At 73.5% G+C, this 16,559-nt stretch carries 13 protein-coding genes; 9 read left to right on the top strand and 4 right to left on the bottom strand.

Annotation, left to right across the window (positions count from 1 at the left end; genetic code table 11):
- The first annotated feature begins 25 nt into the window (after positions 1–25).
- The gene (locus tag OG432_RS32010) at positions 26–910 is read left to right on the top strand and encodes a C40 family peptidase (RefSeq protein ID WP_328314441.1); all 885 of its coding nucleotides are present in this window, start codon (positions 26–28) and stop codon (positions 908–910) included.
- Positions 911–986: 76 nt separating this feature from the next.
- Positions 987–1,373 carry a hypothetical protein gene (locus tag OG432_RS32015; protein ID WP_328314442.1) on the top strand — a complete coding sequence of 129 codons (387 nt, stop codon included), beginning with the start codon at positions 987–989 and terminating at the stop codon, positions 1,371–1,373.
- Between the two features lie 116 nt (positions 1,374–1,489).
- On the opposite strand, the gene OG432_RS32020 is transcribed toward OG432_RS32015, so the two are convergent.
- Complete coding sequence (locus OG432_RS32020) at positions 1,490–2,539, bottom strand: trypsin-like serine peptidase (protein ID WP_328314443.1); 1,050 nt, start codon at positions 2,537–2,539, stop codon at positions 1,490–1,492.
- Positions 2,540–2,824: 285 nt separating this feature from the next.
- On the opposite strand from OG432_RS32020, the gene OG432_RS32025 reads away from it, so the two are divergent.
- Entirely contained in the window at positions 2,825–3,862 is a 1,038-nt protein-coding gene (locus OG432_RS32025; protein ID WP_328314444.1) for a PHP domain-containing protein, read from the top strand.
- A 137-nt stretch (positions 3,863–3,999) separates the two neighbouring features.
- Here the strand turns inward: OG432_RS32025 and OG432_RS32030 are convergent, their stop codons facing one another.
- The gene (locus OG432_RS32030) at positions 4,000–4,185 is read right to left on the bottom strand and encodes a hypothetical protein (RefSeq protein WP_328314445.1); all 186 of its coding nucleotides are present in this window, start codon (positions 4,183–4,185) and stop codon (positions 4,000–4,002) included.
- A 182-nt stretch (positions 4,186–4,367) separates the two neighbouring features.
- Here OG432_RS32030 and OG432_RS32035 point away from each other — a divergent pair, with 182 nt between their 5' ends.
- A complete protein-coding gene (locus OG432_RS32035; protein ID WP_328314446.1) occupies positions 4,368–5,069 on the top strand; it encodes a ribonuclease H family protein in 702 nt (233 codons plus the stop codon).
- A 72-nt stretch (positions 5,070–5,141) separates the two neighbouring features.
- On the opposite strand, the gene OG432_RS32040 is transcribed toward OG432_RS32035, so the two are convergent.
- Both OG432_RS32040 and OG432_RS32045 read right to left on the bottom strand, forming a co-directional pair.
- Positions 5,142–5,831: a hypothetical protein gene (locus tag OG432_RS32040; RefSeq protein WP_328314447.1), complete on the bottom strand. Its 690-nt coding sequence runs from the start codon at positions 5,829–5,831 to the stop codon at positions 5,142–5,144.
- A 148-nt stretch (positions 5,832–5,979) separates the two neighbouring features.
- Positions 5,980–7,137, bottom strand: a complete 1,158-nt coding sequence (locus OG432_RS32045; protein ID WP_328314448.1) for a glutamate--cysteine ligase — start codon at positions 7,135–7,137, stop codon at positions 5,980–5,982.
- 338 nt (positions 7,138–7,475) lie between these two features.
- Here OG432_RS32045 and OG432_RS32050 point away from each other — a divergent pair, with 338 nt between their 5' ends.
- The 5 genes from OG432_RS32050 to OG432_RS32070 all read left to right on the top strand — a co-directional run bounded on the left by OG432_RS32050 (position 7,476) and on the right by OG432_RS32070 (position 16,539).
- Positions 7,476–7,913 carry a DUF6299 family protein gene (locus tag OG432_RS32050; protein WP_328314449.1) on the top strand — a complete coding sequence of 146 codons (438 nt, stop codon included), beginning with the start codon at positions 7,476–7,478 and terminating at the stop codon, positions 7,911–7,913.
- Between the two features lie 340 nt (positions 7,914–8,253).
- Positions 8,254–9,672, top strand: a complete 1,419-nt coding sequence (locus OG432_RS32055; RefSeq protein WP_328314450.1) for an MFS transporter — start codon at positions 8,254–8,256, stop codon at positions 9,670–9,672.
- 178 nt (positions 9,673–9,850) lie between these two features.
- Complete coding sequence (locus tag OG432_RS32060; protein ID WP_328314451.1) at positions 9,851–11,143, top strand: condensation domain-containing protein; 1,293 nt, start codon at positions 9,851–9,853, stop codon at positions 11,141–11,143.
- A gap of 198 nt (positions 11,144–11,341) precedes the next feature.
- Positions 11,342–14,623, top strand: a complete 3,282-nt coding sequence (locus OG432_RS32065) for a non-ribosomal peptide synthetase (protein WP_328314452.1) — start codon at positions 11,342–11,344, stop codon at positions 14,621–14,623.
- The gene (locus OG432_RS32070) at positions 14,623–16,539 is read left to right on the top strand and encodes an amino acid adenylation domain-containing protein (RefSeq protein ID WP_328314453.1); all 1,917 of its coding nucleotides are present in this window, start codon (positions 14,623–14,625) and stop codon (positions 16,537–16,539) included. The genes OG432_RS32065 and OG432_RS32070 overlap by 1 nt, the downstream gene beginning before the upstream one ends.
- Positions 16,540–16,559: the final 20 nt, after the last annotated feature.

The following is a 16,559-nucleotide window of genomic DNA, read 5'->3' on the forward strand; positions in this document are numbered from 1 at the left end:
ACGCACGACGAAACGGGGAAACGACATGCACCACACCCTTGCCAGAGCCCGCCGCACCCTCGCCGCCGCCGGCGTCCTGGCGGCCTGTGCGATCGTGCCGGCCGCACACCTCTCGACGGCCGCGCCCCACGGCACGGCGGCACAGGCCACCCGCGCCGCGGCCGGCGGCTGCGACGTGCTCGCGCCGGGTGCGTCCGCCGCCGCCGAGGCAGCCGTGCGGGCCGCCTGCTCGCAGCTCGGCGTCTGGTACACCTGGGGCGGCGGCCACGGGCCCCAACCCGGCGCCACCTACGGGCAGGTGGACCCCACCGACCCGGCCAGCGACCACGACCCGGAGCGCCGCGGCTTCGACTGCTCGGGCCTGGTGCGGTACGCCTACGCCCAGGCCACCGGGCAGGACATCCTGGCCGGCACCGCCAACAGCCAGTACCACTCCTCGCACGTCACCGCCCGCTTCGACGCGGGCCAGGGCACCGGGCCGCTGCTGCCCGGAGACCTGATGGCGTGGGGCGGCGCCGACTCCATCCACCACATCGCCGTCTATCTGGGCGCGGGCAAGATGGTCGAGGCCCGCCAGTCCGGCACCCATGTGATGGTCAGCGACGTGCGGCTCGGCGGCGACTACAACGGCGCCGTACGCATCGGCGGATCCCCGGGCCAGGAGGGGAACTTCTCCACCTGGGGGACCGACGTGTGGACGCACACCCAGCCGTCGACGACCAGCGCCCGCGTCAACAAGTTCGCGGGGCCGACCCGCGTGAAGATCGCCTGCCAGAAGCACGCCCAGCTCGTCGAGGCCGACGGGTACCGCAACGACGCCTGGTCCTACCTGCCCGACTACCGGGCATGGATCACCAACATCTACATCCAGGGCCCCGCGTGGCTGGACGGCGTCCCCACCTGCGCCTGAACCATCCCCCCCCCCACACACACGTACGCCACACGCCACACGCACGACATCACACCCGATACGCGAGGAGTTCGCAGTGAACGCACGCAAGAAGATCGCCCTGTTCCTCTCCGCCACCGCGCTGACGGCCGGTCTCACCACGGCCGGTCTGCCCTCCGCCGTCGCCGCGCCCGCCAAGTCGGCCGGGCCCGCCGCCGAGTGCGGGGTCCGCTCGGACGGCCGGTTGTACTGCGGCAACGCGGTCGGCGCGAAGGGCTACGCCGACCGCTCCTACCGCTCGGCCACCCGCGGCACCCTGACCACCGGGTTCAACTGGTTCGTGTGCTGGGGCCACGGCGACCCGCACCAGGGCGGCAACGACATCTGGTACTGGACCCAGCTCGACAACGGCGCCTGGGGCAATGTCCCGGCCGTCAGCGTGAAGACCGGCCAGGACCCGGCCCCCGGCCTGCGCCAGTGCTGAGCGCACCGTCCCCCTGAGACACCGGGCCGCCCGTCGAATCCCCCGACGGGCGGCCCGGCCGTGTTCTCGACCAGGCTTTCACTGAAGGCAGTTGAGTCATCAAAAGCCGCGACGCGTCACGGCAGGAGCAGGGAGTCCTGGGGCCCGACCCCCTGGGCCCTCTCGAACAGGGCGCCGATCCCCGCGTCGAAGCGCGCCGTGTACGAGACGTCGGACAGGAAGCCGCCACCGCGCTCGGCGCCGCCCAGTACCCCGACCACGATGCCCTCGCCCTCCTGCGCCGAGATCACCCACGGGCTGCCGGACACCCCGCTGGAGAAGCCGGCGCAGCGCGCCTGCCGGAAATCGCCGTACGCGGGCTCGGAATCCACGGTGCAGATGTGCTGGCCCGGCCGGTTGTGCGGATAGCCGATCAGTGTGACCCGGCCGAGATCGGACGGTAACCGTTCCGGGTGCGGCGGCACGTGGAAGGCCGAGCCCACCGCCTCCTGGACGCTTCGCCCGCCCACCCGGGCCACCCGCACGAACGCCCAGTCGTACGGCCAGTGCTCCGCCCCCTTGCGGGCCTCGGCGAACCGGGGGTCCGCGAGCGAGGCGAGGACCGGCCACCGGCCCCGCGGGGCGATGCCGTCGTGGTAGCCGGGTGCGAACGACGCGCCGTCAAGCGGAAGACAGTGCGCCGCCGTCACCAGCAGATCCCCGTGCCGGCTGTCCACCACGGCCGCCGTGCACGTCTTCTGGCCGCCGGGCCGCAGAAAGACCCCCACCACCGGATACGAGCACGCCGGCCGCACGTCGTGCGGATCGGGGCGGCGCCGCTCCGCGGCACAGCCCGCGGGTGCCTCCCGCGGCGGGCTCCGGTACTCCACACTGCCGGCTCCGGCTCCGGCTCCGGCTCCGGCTCCGGTTCCCGCGGGCGGCCCTGCGTGGGGACTCGCCGGACGCACCCCCGTCCGCAGCGGCGTCGACGCGGCCGAGGGGCCGGCGCGCACGGCCATGGCCTCGTTCCCGGAGCCGGCGGGGGAGGACGAGGAAGACAGGGAGGACGGGTAGGACGGCGAGATCATCAACGGGCCGGTCACCAGCAGGAGCACGGCGGCACCGAGGAGCAGGCCGCCCGCCCTTCCCGGCCGGTACCCGCCACGAGCATCTCTTCGCACAAGCACTCTTTCGAGGCTAGGGCCGGGTCGGCGATGGCACCCGCCCCGACACGGCCGCCGAGGGGGCGCACCACGGGCACGGCCAAGCGCCCCTCCCCGCGCGGGCGCGGGCGCCCCCTGCCCCGCGCGGCTGCGGGCCACCCGGGCCTGAGGGAAGCTGGGAGGACGGTCCCGACGGGGCGGATGCCGCTGCCGTGCCCCGCACAAGAATCGGCGGCCCCCGCGGGGTCGAGCCACACAGACGTCGGTCCCACCGTCGTCGGCCCCACCGTCCGCACAGGAGGTGTGTGCATGGATCCCGTGTCGGCCCTCAAACGGATCGCCTTCCTGCTCGAACGTGCGCAGGAGGCCACCTACCGCGTCCGTGCCTTCCGTACCGCGGCCGAAGCGGTCGCGGAGATGCCTCCGGACGAACGCGCGGCGCGCGCGGCGGTCGCCGGGCAGCTGGAAGCGGTGAAGGGGATCGGGCCGAAGACCGCCCGTGTGGTGCGTGAGGCGCTCGCGGGCGAGGTGCCGGGCTACCTCCAACGGCTTGAGGCCGACGTCGAAGCCGCGGCGCCGCTCGTCGAGGGCGGCGACAGGATGAGGGCCGCCCTGCGGGGCGACTGCCATCTGCACTCCGACTGGTCGGACGGCGGCAGTCCCATCGCCGACATGGGCCGCGCCGCCGCGGACCTCGGGCACGCATGGGCGGTACTCACCGACCACTCGCCCCGGCTGACCGTCGCGAACGGCCTCAGCGCGGACCGGCTGCGCCGCCAGCTGGACGTGGTGGCGGGGCTGAACGAGGAGTGGGCCCCGTTCAGGCTGCTCACCGGCATCGAGTGCGACATCCTGGACGACGGCTCCCTCGACCAGGAGGACGAGTTGCTCGACCGGCTCGACATCGTCGTCGTGTCCGTGCACTCCAAGCTGCGTATGGACGCCGACGCCATGACCCGGCGCATGGTCGCGGCGGTGAGCAACCCACTCGCGGACGTCCTCGGGCACTGCACCGGTCGCCTGGTCACCGGCCGCGGGCGTCCCGAGTCCCGGTTCGACGCCGACGCGGTCTTCGCGGCGTGCGCCGACGCGGGGACCGCGATCGAGATCAACAGCCGGCCGGAACGGCTCGACCCGCCGCGCCGGCTGCTGACCCGGGCCGTCGAAGCGGGCGTCCTGTTCGCCATCGACACCGACGCACACGCGCCGGGTCAGCTCGACTGGCAGGTCTACGGCTGCGCCCGTGCCGAGGAGTGCGGTGTCCCGCCGGAGCGCGTCATCACGACGTGGCCCGTCGACGACCTGCTGTCCTGGGCCCGCACCCGCGCGGTCCCCGCGAAGGCGTGAGCCCCAGTACGAGGCCGGGGGCAGGCGCGGGCGCTCTCACATGCGCGGTGCGAGACCCCGCACAGCCGGAAGCCGGGGCGCTCGCCCCGCTTCGGGCGGGCGCCCCGGCTCCCGTGTCATGCCGTGCCGGGAGGGAGTCAGGAGTGGTCGGTCTCGGCGTTGCGCGTCAGGCGCTCCGCCCGCTCCTGGTCCTCACGAAACTGCTCCATGGGGTCCTCGGTGAGCCCGGACGTCCGCTCCCGGGTCCGGGACGACTTCGACTTCCCCTTCGCCTGCTCGGCGGCTTGCTGTGCCTTGTCCCTGAACTTCTCGGCCTTGCCCATGGAGCGTCACTCCTGCTGGTGGGTGGGATCCAACCCATCCACCGTGGCACGCCCCCGCGGTCACCGCGCGGCCAGTGGTCACGCTGGTGGTCACACACGGTCCCCTGGTCACACACGGTGATGAGGTCGGGTGGTGAGGGCCGGCGGTCCGGGCGGGGTGACGGCGGTGGGATGATGGCCCGATGTCTGATCGTGTTGTTGTTGCCGCGTGTGATGGGGCGTCGAAGGGCAACCCGGGGCCCGCCGGCTGGGCCTGGGTGATCGCCGATCCGCAGGGCCGGCCCGAGCGCTGGGAGGCGGGTCCGCTCGGCACCGCCACCAACAATGTCGGTGAACTCACCGCCCTTGAACAGCTCCTCGAAGCCGTCGACGCGGGCACCCGCATGCAGGTGCGGATGGATTCCCAGTACGCCATGAAGGCGGTGACCCAGTGGTTGCCGGGCTGGAAGCGCAACGGCTGGAAGACCTCAGCGGGCAAGCCGGTCGCCAACCGTGAACTCGTCGAGCGTATCGACGAGTTGCTCACCGAGCGCCATGTGGAGTTCGTCCATGTGGCCGCGCACCAGGTCGGTGGGGACCCGCTGAACGCGATCGCGGACCAGGCCGCGAGCGACGCGGCCACCTCCCAGCGTGCCGCCGGGACCGCTCTGGGTGACCTGGAGTTGCCGGTACCGGCCCCGGCTCGCGCGTCCGCCACGCGCGCCCGGCCCGCCACCGCGCGCAAGGCGTCGTCCACGGCCGGGTCGGCGCCGTCGGGCAAGCCGCGGACCATCAAGGCGAAGTTCCCCGGACGCTGCCCGTGCGGTCAGCCGTACGCCGCCGGCACTCCCATCATGAAGCGCGACGGAGGCTGGGGTCACCCGGACTGCAGCCCTGTGGCGTGAGGCACGGGGCTGCTTGTCACCTCTCCGGTCGACGGCCGCGCGTGTGCCGGGCGACCCGGCACCACGCACCGGTCAGTTGGTGGCCGCGGGGGTGACCGCGTCGGCCTCCTTCTTGACGTCGGCGTCCGCGGACCCGGTGGACGTGGCGGCGGCGGTGGCGTCGGGAGCCGTGTAGAACACGGAGCGGTTCTGCCGGGTGCGCTGCGCCTCGCCCTTGGCGACGAGGTTTTCGAGGGTGTTGCGCACCACGGTGCCCGCGATGGTGCGGTCGGGGTGTGCCTCGGTGAGACCCGTCGTGATCTCGGCCGCCGAGCGCGGCTCACCGCTCTGGGCGAGGTGGGCCGCGACGAGGTCCCGCAGCGTGGTGGGGGTCGCGGACGATGCCTTGCCGGACTTCGCGGCCTTGCCCGCCTTGGTCCCGGCCTTGGTCGCCGCGGCTGCCTTGCTCGTCCTGGCGGCGGGCGCGGCCTGCTTCTCGGCGGCGCGACCTGCGGACTTCCGCGCGGAACGGGCCTGCGGGATCCGCGTCGCGGACGCCGCGGCGGCCTTCTTGGACGACGCCTTCCCGGCGGCCGGCGCGGCGGGCCCGCCCACCGCCTGCTGCATGGAGGCGAGCAGCGCGTGGTTGTTCTCCAGGGTGGTCAACTGCTCCTGGAGCGCGCTGATCTGGGCGGAGATGTGTTCGCGTTCGGCGACGTTGCCGTCCAAGTCGCTCTGGATCTGGGCGGCGTACTGGGACTGGAGTGTGGTGCTGTCCGGCACGGGGGTTCCTCCGAGGTGTGTGCGTACGTGATTGTTGCCGGATGTTACGCGTCTCGTCTGTGTGAGGTACCCAGTTCACGGGAGATGAGACCGGTCGGGGCCATGGGGCGGTATGAACCCATGGCCCCGGCCGCCATCGAGTGATGTCTCACCCCGAGGGTGTGGGGCGTGTCCAATCCGGTGCCGGGTAACGGAGTTGGCGTTCGCCCAGGGTGTGCCGCACACATGCTGCGACCACATCGCTGAGACTCCCGGTATGGGCGAACAGGGCGCGCTGGATGCGGGCACCATTGCCTCGGGCCTGGAGTTCGGCGGTCGTCTTGCGGGCCCAGGCGAGGTCCCCGCTGTCGTCGAGTGCCTCCCGCACGTGGTCGAGCAGGGCCGCCGCGACCACCTGTGGGGTGGCCGGCCGCATGGTCAGCGGGTGCAGCAGGTCGCCGTCGAGCCCCGAGCGCGCGGCGCGCCACGCGGCGAGCCGCAGCAGGCTCACCCCGTGCACCAGGGGTTCGTTCCCGCTCCGCCAGTCCCGTGCCGCGGTCTCGACCAACGCACGGGACAGACATGCCACGAGCAGGGTGGTGGTGGCCTCAAGACAGACGTCCGCGACGCGGATCTCCACGGTGGGATAGCGGTGCGAGAGCCGGGCGTCGAAATAGATCATGCCCCGGTCGCGGATCACACCGCTGGTCACCATGGCGTCGACCTGGGCGTGGTAGCGCTCCGCGGAGCCGAACGAGCCCGTGGGTCCCGACATGGGCCACCGGCCCCACACCCTGCTGCGGTAACTGCTGTACAGGGTGTCCGTGCCCTGCCAGTACGGCGAGTTCGCGCTGAGCGCGGTCAGGACGGGCAGCCACGGCTGGATCCGGTCCACCACCGCGACGCCCTCCTCGTCCGATGCCACCGACACATGCACATGGCAGCCGCAGGTGAGCTGTTCCTGGGTCGTCAGACCGAACTGCTCCTCCATCCACTGGTACCGGTGACTCACGTTGACCGCGGGCCGGGCCGGGAGGGGAGAGGTGGCCAGCGCGGCGAGCGCGACTCCCGCCTGCCGCGCGTGACGGGCCGCCACGCGCCGCCAGCGCACTATCTCGACTCCCAGCTCGTCCATGTCGTGCTGCGGACGTGTGCCGAACTCCAGCTGATGGCCCTGTAGTTCACGGGCGAACACGCCTGCAGGGACGCCGCCCTCCCCGGCGGCACACTTGGTCAGCCGGTCGAGCACCTCCACGGCGCGGGCGCATGGCGCTCCGGTGCCCGGATCGACAAGGAGCAATTCCTCTTCCACGCCTACGGTGCGCACATCGACGCTCCCATCCTGTCGCGCGACCCCCGTCGGGCGGCACGGAAAACGGCCGGGGAACCAGCATGCACGGCCGGTGGCGCCCCCGGCTCGCGGAGATGGGGCCCTCTTTCGGTCATGCGCGGGCAGACCGGTTCCCCCCGGCCACAGCAGCGCCGCGACACACCCGCGGTCACTCGCGCCACCCCCCCCGTGTCCCCGGTGGACACGCCGGGGACCGGGGAGGATCCCCGACGGTCGGGCGGGTTGGCGGTATTGGTTGGGCCCGGGGTGGGCGCGGACCGCGCCCACCCCGGGCCCAACCCACAGAAACGCAGTGACAAAGGAGAGACTTGCCGATGCGCGTACGTCTTGTCGCCGCCGGGGCGGTCGCCGCCGCCGGAGCCCTTCTCGGCGCGGCCTCGGGCCCGGCCGGGGCCGCCCTCTCGGACACCGTGACCGCAAGCCCGAACGGGACGGTCGCCAAGGACGGCACCGTCACCCTGTCGGGCACCTACAGCTGTTCCCCGCCGACGGGGTCCGGCCCGATCTTCGTGTCGAGCGGGGTGCTGACCGGTTCCGTGCTCCACGGGATCGGCGGTACGCCGGCCACGTGCGACGGCGCGGAACACACATGGGTCAACACCGAGAAGCTCAGCCACCCGGAAACGGTGCCGCCCGGCGAGGCCGTGGTCCAGGCGACCCTGATGCGTCTGGACACGCGGACCGGCCTGCCGCTGCCCGTCGTCCTCGCCACCGACCGGCACGCCGTGGACCTCCGCGCCGTCGAGGGCTGAGAGGCCGGGGCCCGTCACTCCCGACGCGGCCCATTGCCTCCGACGAGGCTCGTCACCCCCGACGTCTGAGCGGGCATGTGGTTGCTTCCGCAAGTGTGGGGGCGGTGAGTTTCGGACATACCTGCATCGATGGGGTGTGAGGGCCTGCCGCCCCCTGGAATCACGTGCCCCGGGGGCCAGGAAGTCCTGTGCCATCGGGCCCCAACACCTACGATTCATCCGGCCGTTGCCCGGTTCTGGCCTACGATTTTCTTGATCGAGAGCCAGAACGGCACAAGAAACGACTGAAAGTGTCCTGTTTGTTTTGACTCCTGATCGGCGCGCGGTGAAGGTCTCGTGCATGTCCCCTTCGTCCCGGGCCGCTCCCAGCGGTCTGCTCCGTATGCGCGATTTCCGTCTGCTGCTCGCCGGAGCCGCGGCCGGGCAGGCCGGCGCCCAAGTCACCCTGGTCGCCCTGCCGTTGGTGGCCGTCCTCGAACTCGAAGCGCCCGCCTTCCAGGTGGGGCTGCTCACCGCGGCGGAGACCGCGGCGTTCCTGCTCATCGGTCTGCCCGCGGGGGCCTGGGTCGACCGGATGCGCAAAATACCCCTGATGATCCGCGCCGATCTGATCCGCTCCCTGGCGATGGCCAGCATTCCGGCCGCCGCCGTCGCGGACGCGCTGACCATGGCACAGCTCTATGTGGTGGCCCTGGTCACCGGCGTCGCGACGGTCTTCTTCGACGTGGCCCACCAGAGCTATCTGCCCCATCTCCTGCCCAGGGAGCAGTTGGTGGCCGGCAACGGGGCGCTGGAGACGGTACGTTCCTCGGCCCAGGTGGCCGGGCCCGGCCTCGGTGGCGGCCTCGTCCAAGCTGTGGGGGCGCACCTGGCGATCGTCGCCGACGCGGTCGGCTACGCCGTCTCGGCCCTGTTCCTCCTGGCCATCCGCCGCCCCGAGGCCGCACCCGAACCCGTACCCGGCGCGTCCCTGCGCAAGGACGTCGTGGAGGGCCTGCGCTTCGTGCTCGGTCAGCCGCTGCTGCGGGTGATCGCGGGTACCACCGGGCTCGGCAACTTCTTCACCGCCATGCTGATGGCCACCCAGACCATCTTCCTGGTCCGCGTCCTCGGCCTGGCGCCGGCGGCGGTCGGCGTCATGCTCTCGGCGTCGGCCGTCGGCGGCCTCGCGGGTGCGCTGAGTGCGGGGCGCTTCGCCGCCCGCTTCGGCCAGGCCCGCCTGATCTGGCTGTCGGCTCTCGTCAGCGGGCCCTTCGCCCTGCTGTGGCCGCTTTCGGGCAGGGGCGCCGCCGCCGCGCTGTTCGCGCTCGGCTCCGCCGTGGTCTTCTTCGGCGCCGTCGTCTACAACGTCGCCCAGGTGAGCTTCCGTCAAACTCTTTGCCCACCACGCCTGTTGGGCCGGATGAACGCGACCCTGCGCTTCGTCATGTGGGGCACCCTTCCGCTCGGCGCCCTCGTCGGCGGCGCCGTGGCCGACGCGTTCGGAGCGCGTGCGGCGCTGTGGATCTGCGCGGCCGGCTTCCTCGTCGTCCCGCTGCCCCTGCTGCTCTCGCCGCTGCGCCGAATGCGGGACCTCCCCGCGCCGGCGCACTCCGAGGACACCGTGCCGCAGGGTACCGAGCGACACGACGACGGGCGACACGACGCCGAGCGACACGACACCGAGCGACACGACGCCGAGCGACACGACGCCGAGCGACACGACGACGGGCGGCAGGACGTCGCGCACGGTCACGACGAGAACGTTCCTGTCGCCTGACCGTCACCGGCCGGGCAGGGCAACACCCCTTGGCGGCGCACCGGTTCGAACGCGCCTGCGGGGGAGGGCCCCCGCCCTCGACAGCCCCTCGACGGCCCCACCCTCGGACAATCCCGTCCCGACAGTCCCGCCCCCGACAGTCCCGCCCCGACAGTCCCCGACCCCGAGAGAGGATCACGTGCACCCCAGCATCACGGGCCAGTACCTCGCCCGCTACCAGCGCCTCGGCGCGGGTGACCCGGCCCCCGGACTGCTGCCCGTCACCGGAGCCCAGCGGCGCTTCCTGCTCGTGCGCGCCCTGGACCCGGCCGGCCGCGCCGACATCGTCCCGATGTTCTTCGCCTTCCCGCGCGGCACCGTCGACCCGGCGCGCCTGCGCGCCGCGGCGAACCACCTGGCCGCCCGCCACCCCGTCCTGCGCTCCCGGGCCTGTGTCGTGCGGGGCACGCCCGTCCTGCGGCCCGAGCCCGCCGACGTACCGCTGGAGCACATCGCCCCCGCGCCCGGCGAGGACGCGCGGGACGCCTTGCGGCGCGCCCTGGCCGGGTGGGTCGCCGACGGTCCGCCGCTGCGGCTCCTCCTCGCCCACGACGGCCCGAACGCCGAGGAGGAGGTGCTCGCCGTCGTCCTCGACCACACCGCATGCGACGGCCAGTCCCTCGCCCGCGTCGTCGAAGAACTCGGCGCCGCCTACCGCGACCGCACCGGACCCCACGACCTGCCGCCCGCCGACGCGGCCGCCGAACTCGCCGCCTACAAGGACGCCGTACTGAGCCAGCTCGCCGCCGAGGACCGCGCCGCATCGCCCCGCGCGCTGGCCTACTGGGCTGAGCGACTGCACCCCGCCCACGAGCAGGCGCCGCTGCCCGGAGCGCGGCGCATGTCGGCGGAACTGCCCACAGGCGCAACGGAGTTGCTGCTCCCCTCGCCTCCGGGAGGCGTACCCTTCCCGGCTCTGCTCGACGCCTGCCGGGCGGCGGCCTCGGCCCTGTACGGAATCGGACCCGTCTCGCCCATCGGCTACCCCTGGGGTGGCCGCCCGGCCGGCGCCGGGCCCGTGCTCGGCTGCTTCCTCAACACCGTGGTCTTCCCCGCCGACACCGCGAACACGCCCGCGCCCGAGGTGACGGCCACCCAGTGGTGGGACGACCTGGACCGCGCCGACACCCCCTTCGACGACGTGGTGCGGGCGGTCCGGGCCGGCGGTTCCGCCTGGTCCGGCAGGCTCGACGGGCTCCTCACCGTCGACGACGCCCGCTACCTGACCCCCCTGCGGCTGGGTGCGACACCGGGCCGTGAGGTGCACATCGACGGCCGGCAGCTCCGCGCGCCCTTCGCGGTCTCCGCCACTCAGGGGCCCGAACTCCACCTCCGCATGGTGTGGGACCGCGCGGTCCTCGACGACCGTGCCGCCGAAGACGCCTTCGCGGCCCTGTGCGCGGCGCTGCCCGCCGGTGAGCCCGTCCACTGACACCGCCCGCACGCGCCGCGCCGTACGCGGCAGCCGACGCGCGACCACGTGACTCCCGACAGCCCAGCCGCACCCAGCCACCGCCAGTCACACCCCGACATCCGGCCGGCCGCGCGATCCGCGACCCGGCCGGCGCACCGCCGTGCGGGCGCACGACCGCGTCCCGCACTCCCGACCCGACAACCCAAGGGATCGCCCATGCTCCCCCTCTCCTCCTCGCAGGAGATCGTCTGGCTGCACGAACAAGTGCAGCCGGGCAGCCGCGCCTACAACTTCACCGCCTCCCTCGACCTGTGGGGCACCCTCGATGTGGACGCGCTGCGCAGCGGCCTCACCGCCACCCTCGCCCGCCACCCCGGTCTCCGTCTCGAACTGGTGCCCGTGGCGGGCGCCATGCCCGGCCAGCGGGTCGCCGACGTCTGCACGCCGCGGCTGCGCACCGTGGACATCACCTGGGAGGCCGACCCCGAGGCCGCCTTCGAGGAGCTGCTGAGGGCCGAGGCGGAGACCCCGCTCGACACCTTCGACGCACCCCTGCTGCGCTGGACCCTCGTCAAACTCGGCGAAGACCGGCACCGGCTCATCCACGTCGAGCACCATCTGATCCACGACGGGCACTCGTTCGCCATCCTGCTGAACGACGTCTTCAGCGTCTACAGCGCCCAAGTGCGCGGTGAATCCATTCAGTTGGGCGAGGCGAGCTCATACGCCGACCATGTGCGGGACCGGGCCGGCGACGTACGGGCCGAGGAGCTGAGCGCCGGCCTGGAGTACTGGGCGGACACCCTGCGCGACGTCTCGTACGACATGCCGCTGCCCGGACTCGCCCGGCCGGGGGCACGGCGGCGCCACCACGGCGGGCAGCTGCGCCAGTCGATCGGCGCGGACCTCGCGGAGCGGCTGCGCGCCCACACCCGTGAGCGCGGCCTCACTCCGTTCGCCACACTCCTCGGACTCTTCGCCGAACTGCTGCGGCGCCACAGCGGACGCAGCCAGATGGTGGTGGGAACCGCCGTGGGCAACCGCCCGCGCGGCTACGAGGACGCCGTCGGCATGTTCGTCAACACCATCCCGCTCCGTCTCGACCTGGACCCCGGCGCTCCCGCCGAGGACACCATGGACGAGGTCACCGACACGCTCATCCGTGCGCTCCCGCACCAGGAAGTGCCGGTCCAGGAGCTGACCCGGGCCCTCGGGCTGCACACGTCGGGCGCCGACAACCCGCTGTTCGACGTCATGTTCAGCGCCCACGACGCGCCGCTGCCCGAACTCGACGTGCCCGGCCTCGACATCACCCTCTTCGAGGGCTTCAACACCGGCACCACCCGCTTCGACCTCGACGTGGTGCTGCTCCCCGACGACCGCCGCGGCGTGAGCCTGCGCCACGGCGCGGCCGGCATGACCCTCGTGTGGGACTACGACGCCGATCTCTTCGGCGAAGATGTGGCGAAGCTGCTCGCCGGACGCTTCCTCGACCTGCTGCGCGCCTATCTCGACGCCCCGGCCACCGTCCTCGCCGACCTGGCGCTCCCCGCGGCGCCCCCTCAGGCGGACCCCGCGCCCGCCGTGGCGGCCGGCCGCGATCCGCTCGACCCGGCCGCCGCCCAGGATCCGTCGCTGCCCGCGTTCCTCATCGGTGCCCGCCGGATCACCTACGGAGAACTCGACGACCGGGTGACCTCGCTCGCCGGGCGGATGCTGGCCGCCGGCGTGAGCGCGGGGCAGCCGGTCGCCGCGCTGCTGCCGCGCGGCGCCGACTCGGTCGTGGCGCTGCTCGCCTGCCTGCGGACCGGCGCGGTGTACTGCCCGCTGTCGCCGTCCGATCCGGCCGCCCGCCGTGAGCTGCTGCTCGACCGGTTGGCACCCGCCTTGGTCCTCACGGCCCCGGGCACCGCGGTGAGCGTCCCCGCGGGCCTGCCGAGCGCGGCGGTCGACGCGGCCGTCCTGCCGGATGCCCGCGCGGCGGACGTGGTGCCCGATGCGGCGTACGTCATCCACACCTCCGGCTCGACCGGCACACCCAAGGCCGTCGCCGTCGGCCGGGCCGCCCTGGTCAACCATCTGACCGGGGCGGCCGAGCGGTTCGCGCTCGCGCCGGGCGACCGTGTGCTGCTCTTCGCCCAGCCGTCGTTCGACGTGGCCCTCGAAGAGGTGCTTCCCTCGCTGTACGCGGGCGCCTGTCTGGTCGTACCGGAGCAGGACGTACCGACCGGCGGGGAGCTCGCGCGGACGCTCGCCGCCGCCCGCGTCACCGTCGCCAACCTGCCCACCAGCTACTTCCTCGCCACCCGCCAGGACCTCCTGCCGGCGCTCACCGAGGGACGCTGGGCGCCGCGGCTGCTCGTTCTCGGCGGCGAGCGCATCCCCGCCGACGTGATGCGTACGTTTTTCGCCGAGGCGGGCACGGACCGCGAGCCCGGCTCCCGAACGGGCGCGCACACCGGCACCGGCATCAACTCGGGCACCGGGACCGGCCGCCCCGCGTTCACCGTGCTCAACGTCTACGGCGTCACCGAAGCCGCCATCAGCTCCACCGTGCACGAGATCACTGCGGACAGCCTCGTCGAAGGCGCCGAGATCCCGCTCGGCAGCGAGCTTCCCGGCGAACGGATCCACATCCTGGACCAGGCGCTGCGTCCGCTGCCCACCGGCGCGGTCGGCGAACTTGCCGTCGCGGGCGCCGGCCTCGCCGAGGGTTACGTCAAGAACCCGGAGGCCACCGCGGCCCGCTTCGTCACCGTCGGCGCACTCGGCGGTGAGCGCGTCTACCTCACCGGAGACCTCGGCTACCGCGGCGAGGACGGCCTGCTGCGCTTCCTCGGACGGCGCGACAACCAGATCAAGCTGCGCGGCCACCGCATCGAACTCGAAGAGGTGGAGGCCGCGGCCTCCGCGGCGCTCGGCGGCCGGTCCTGCGCCGTCGTCCTCGACCGCGAGGCCGACGGCGGCCCCCGTCTCGTCGCCTTCCGCGAACGCGCCGACGAAGTCGAGGAATGGGACGAGCGGGCGCTCCACGCCGAGCTGAGCCGCCGCCTGCCCGGCGCCCTCGTGCCCTCCCGCTGGGTGCTCCTCGACACCATGCCGACCCTTGCCGGAGGAAAGCCGAACCGAGTGGCCCTGGCCCGCACGGCGGCCGAGACGGCGCCCGTCGCGCCCATCGAGGAGGCGGCCCCGATGTCGGACCCGGCCCGCTCCGGCGACCCGGCCGTCGTCCTGCTCGCCGAAGGCTGGCGCGAGGTGCTCGGCCACGACCGCTTCGATGAGACCTCGCACTTCTTCCACATCGGCGGCCACTCCCTGCTCGCCGCGCAACTGGCGGCCTGGCTCGAACCGCGCCTGGGCGAGCGCCCCTCGTTGCGCCTGCTCTTCCAGCACCCGGTCCTCGCCGACCAGGCCCGCGCCCTCAGCGAGACCGCACGCACCGAGACCGCCCGCACCGAGACGACCGTCCCCGCCCTCAGCACGCCGAAGGAGTCCTGATGACACAGCAATTGAGGAACCGTCAGTCCGGGGAGCGTCCCGGCGACGTCCGGTCGGGTACCGCCCCGAGCATCCTGCGCGGCGCCCCCCTCGCCGAGCCGGCGGCTGCCGGCCGGGGAGTCCTCGCGCGCTACGAGGAGTGGGTGCGCCGCTCACCCCAGGCCCCCGCGGTGATCGACGGGGAGCACCGGTGGTCCTATGCGCGGCTCGACGAGGCCGCCGACGCGGTCGCCGCGACGCTGACGGGCCGTGTCGGGCCGGGGGACATCGTCGGGGTGTGCCTCGACCGGTCGGCCGCCCTGGTCGTCACCGCGATCGCGCTGGCCCGCATCGGGGCGGTCTACCTGCCGCTCGGCCCGCGCCCCGGAGAGCGCCGCATCGCGGCGGTCGCCGAAGACATCGGCGTCGCCTGCCTCATCGGCGCCCCGGACGTTCTGACGAAGCATCACCAGGCAGACGAAATGGTCGAGTTGCCGGTGTCCGGCAAGGGAGCCAACGCGGCTTCCTCCGTCGTGGCCGCCTTCACGCCGGTGACGCCCGGCGCGCGCACCGCGCCCGTCGAGGCCCTGTACGCGGTGCTCACCTCCGGCTCCACCGGCCGGCCCAAGGCCGTCACGGTCGCCGGGGCCGCCCTGGCCGCCCTCGTCGACTGGTACCGCGAGGAGACCGGGCTCGCCCCTGGCGACCGCCAGTCCCTCCTCATCGGTGTCGCCTTCGACCCCCACCTGCTGGAACTGTGGTCGGGCCTGACCTGCGGCGCGGCCCTCATACCCGCCCCCGACGAGGTCCGTTGGGACCCGGCCGCCCTCACCGACTGGTGGCGTGCGGCCGAGGTGACGGCCTGCGTCGCGGCCACCCCCATGATCGAGCCGCTCCTCGACCGGCCGTGGCCGCCTGAGCTGAAGCTCCGTCACCTCATGGTCGGCGGTGACCGGATGCGCCGGCGCCCCGGCCCGGACGTCACCGCCACCGTGTACAACGCCTACGGCCCGGCCGAAGCCACCGTCGTCACCACCACCCACGCCATGCGGGCGAGCGACCCGGACGTCGGCAGCGACGAGGCACCGCCGATCGGCACGCCGATCGCGGGCGCCACCGTCGCCGTCACCGACGCCGAGGGCCGCGTCCTCGCGCGCGGCGAGGACGGCGAGCTGCGCATCGGCGGAACCTGTCTCGCCCTCGGCTATCTCGACCCCGAGCTGACCGCCCGCCGCTTCACCGTCCCGCCGGCCGAACTCGCCGGCCTGGAGCGCATGTACCGCACCGGTGACCGGGTGCGCATGCTGGACGACGACCGCCTGGTCTTCCTCGGACGCCTCGACGACCAGGTCAAGATCAGCGGGGTGCGGATCGAACCCGCCGAGGTCGAGGCCGCGTTCGAGCAGCACCCCGCGGTCCGCAGCGCCGTGGTCACCGCACCGCGCGACGCGCGGGGCCGCGCCCGGCTCGTCGCCCACGTACTGCCGGTCCCCGGTACCACGCCCGGCGCCGACGACCTCCTCGCCGGCGTCCGGGCCTGGCTGCCCGAACAGGCCGTCCCCTCGACCGTGCGGATCGTGGACGACTTCCCGCTGGACGCCAACGGCAAGGTGGACCGGCCCGCCCTCCTGAAGCAGGCCGAACAGGAACCCGGGGCCGGCACGGCCGAAACCGCCGTGCCCACGGACGCCACCCCCGACGAACGGCTCGTGCTCGCCACCGTCCGCGACCTGCTCGGCCGCCCCGAAACCACCCTCGACGACAACTTCTCCGACGCCGGCGGCACCTCCCTCCTCGCGGCCCGCCTCCTGGAAGCACTGGAGAAGGCGACCCGCGTACGCCTGAGGGCGCCGGAGCTGCTGCGCCAGCCCGACCTGAGGGCGATCGCCGCGGTACTCGACAAGCGCCGCGCCGCGGCCCGCACACCAGGGCCCTGACGTGAGAGCCCACAAGACCC

Source organism: Streptomyces sp. NBC_00442, assembly GCF_036014195.1.
Lineage (GTDB): Bacteria > Actinomycetota > Actinomycetes > Streptomycetales > Streptomycetaceae > Streptomyces.

What these genes read in the sequence shown, in the direction of transcription:
- OG432_RS32070 (WP_328314453.1), top strand. Translation starts at nt 14,623, where the DNA reads ATGACACAGCAATTGAGGAACCGTCAGTCCGGGGAGCGTCCCGGCGAC.
- OG432_RS32055 (WP_328314450.1), top strand. Translation starts at nt 8,254, where the DNA reads ATGTCCCCTTCGTCCCGGGCCGCTCCCAGCGGTCTGCTCCGTATGCGC.
- OG432_RS32010 (WP_328314441.1), top strand. Translation starts at nt 26, where the DNA reads ATGCACCACACCCTTGCCAGAGCCCGCCGCACCCTCGCCGCCGCCGGC.
- OG432_RS32035 (WP_328314446.1), top strand. Translation starts at nt 4,368, where the DNA reads ATGTCTGATCGTGTTGTTGTTGCCGCGTGTGATGGGGCGTCGAAGGGC.
- OG432_RS32030 (WP_328314445.1), bottom strand. Translation starts at nt 4,185, where the DNA reads ATGGGCAAGGCCGAGAAGTTCAGGGACAAGGCACAGCAAGCCGCCGAG.
- OG432_RS32050 (WP_328314449.1), top strand. Translation starts at nt 7,476, where the DNA reads ATGCGCGTACGTCTTGTCGCCGCCGGGGCGGTCGCCGCCGCCGGAGCC.
- OG432_RS32025 (WP_328314444.1), top strand. Translation starts at nt 2,825, where the DNA reads ATGGATCCCGTGTCGGCCCTCAAACGGATCGCCTTCCTGCTCGAACGT.
- OG432_RS32065 (WP_328314452.1), top strand. Translation starts at nt 11,342, where the DNA reads ATGCTCCCCCTCTCCTCCTCGCAGGAGATCGTCTGGCTGCACGAACAA.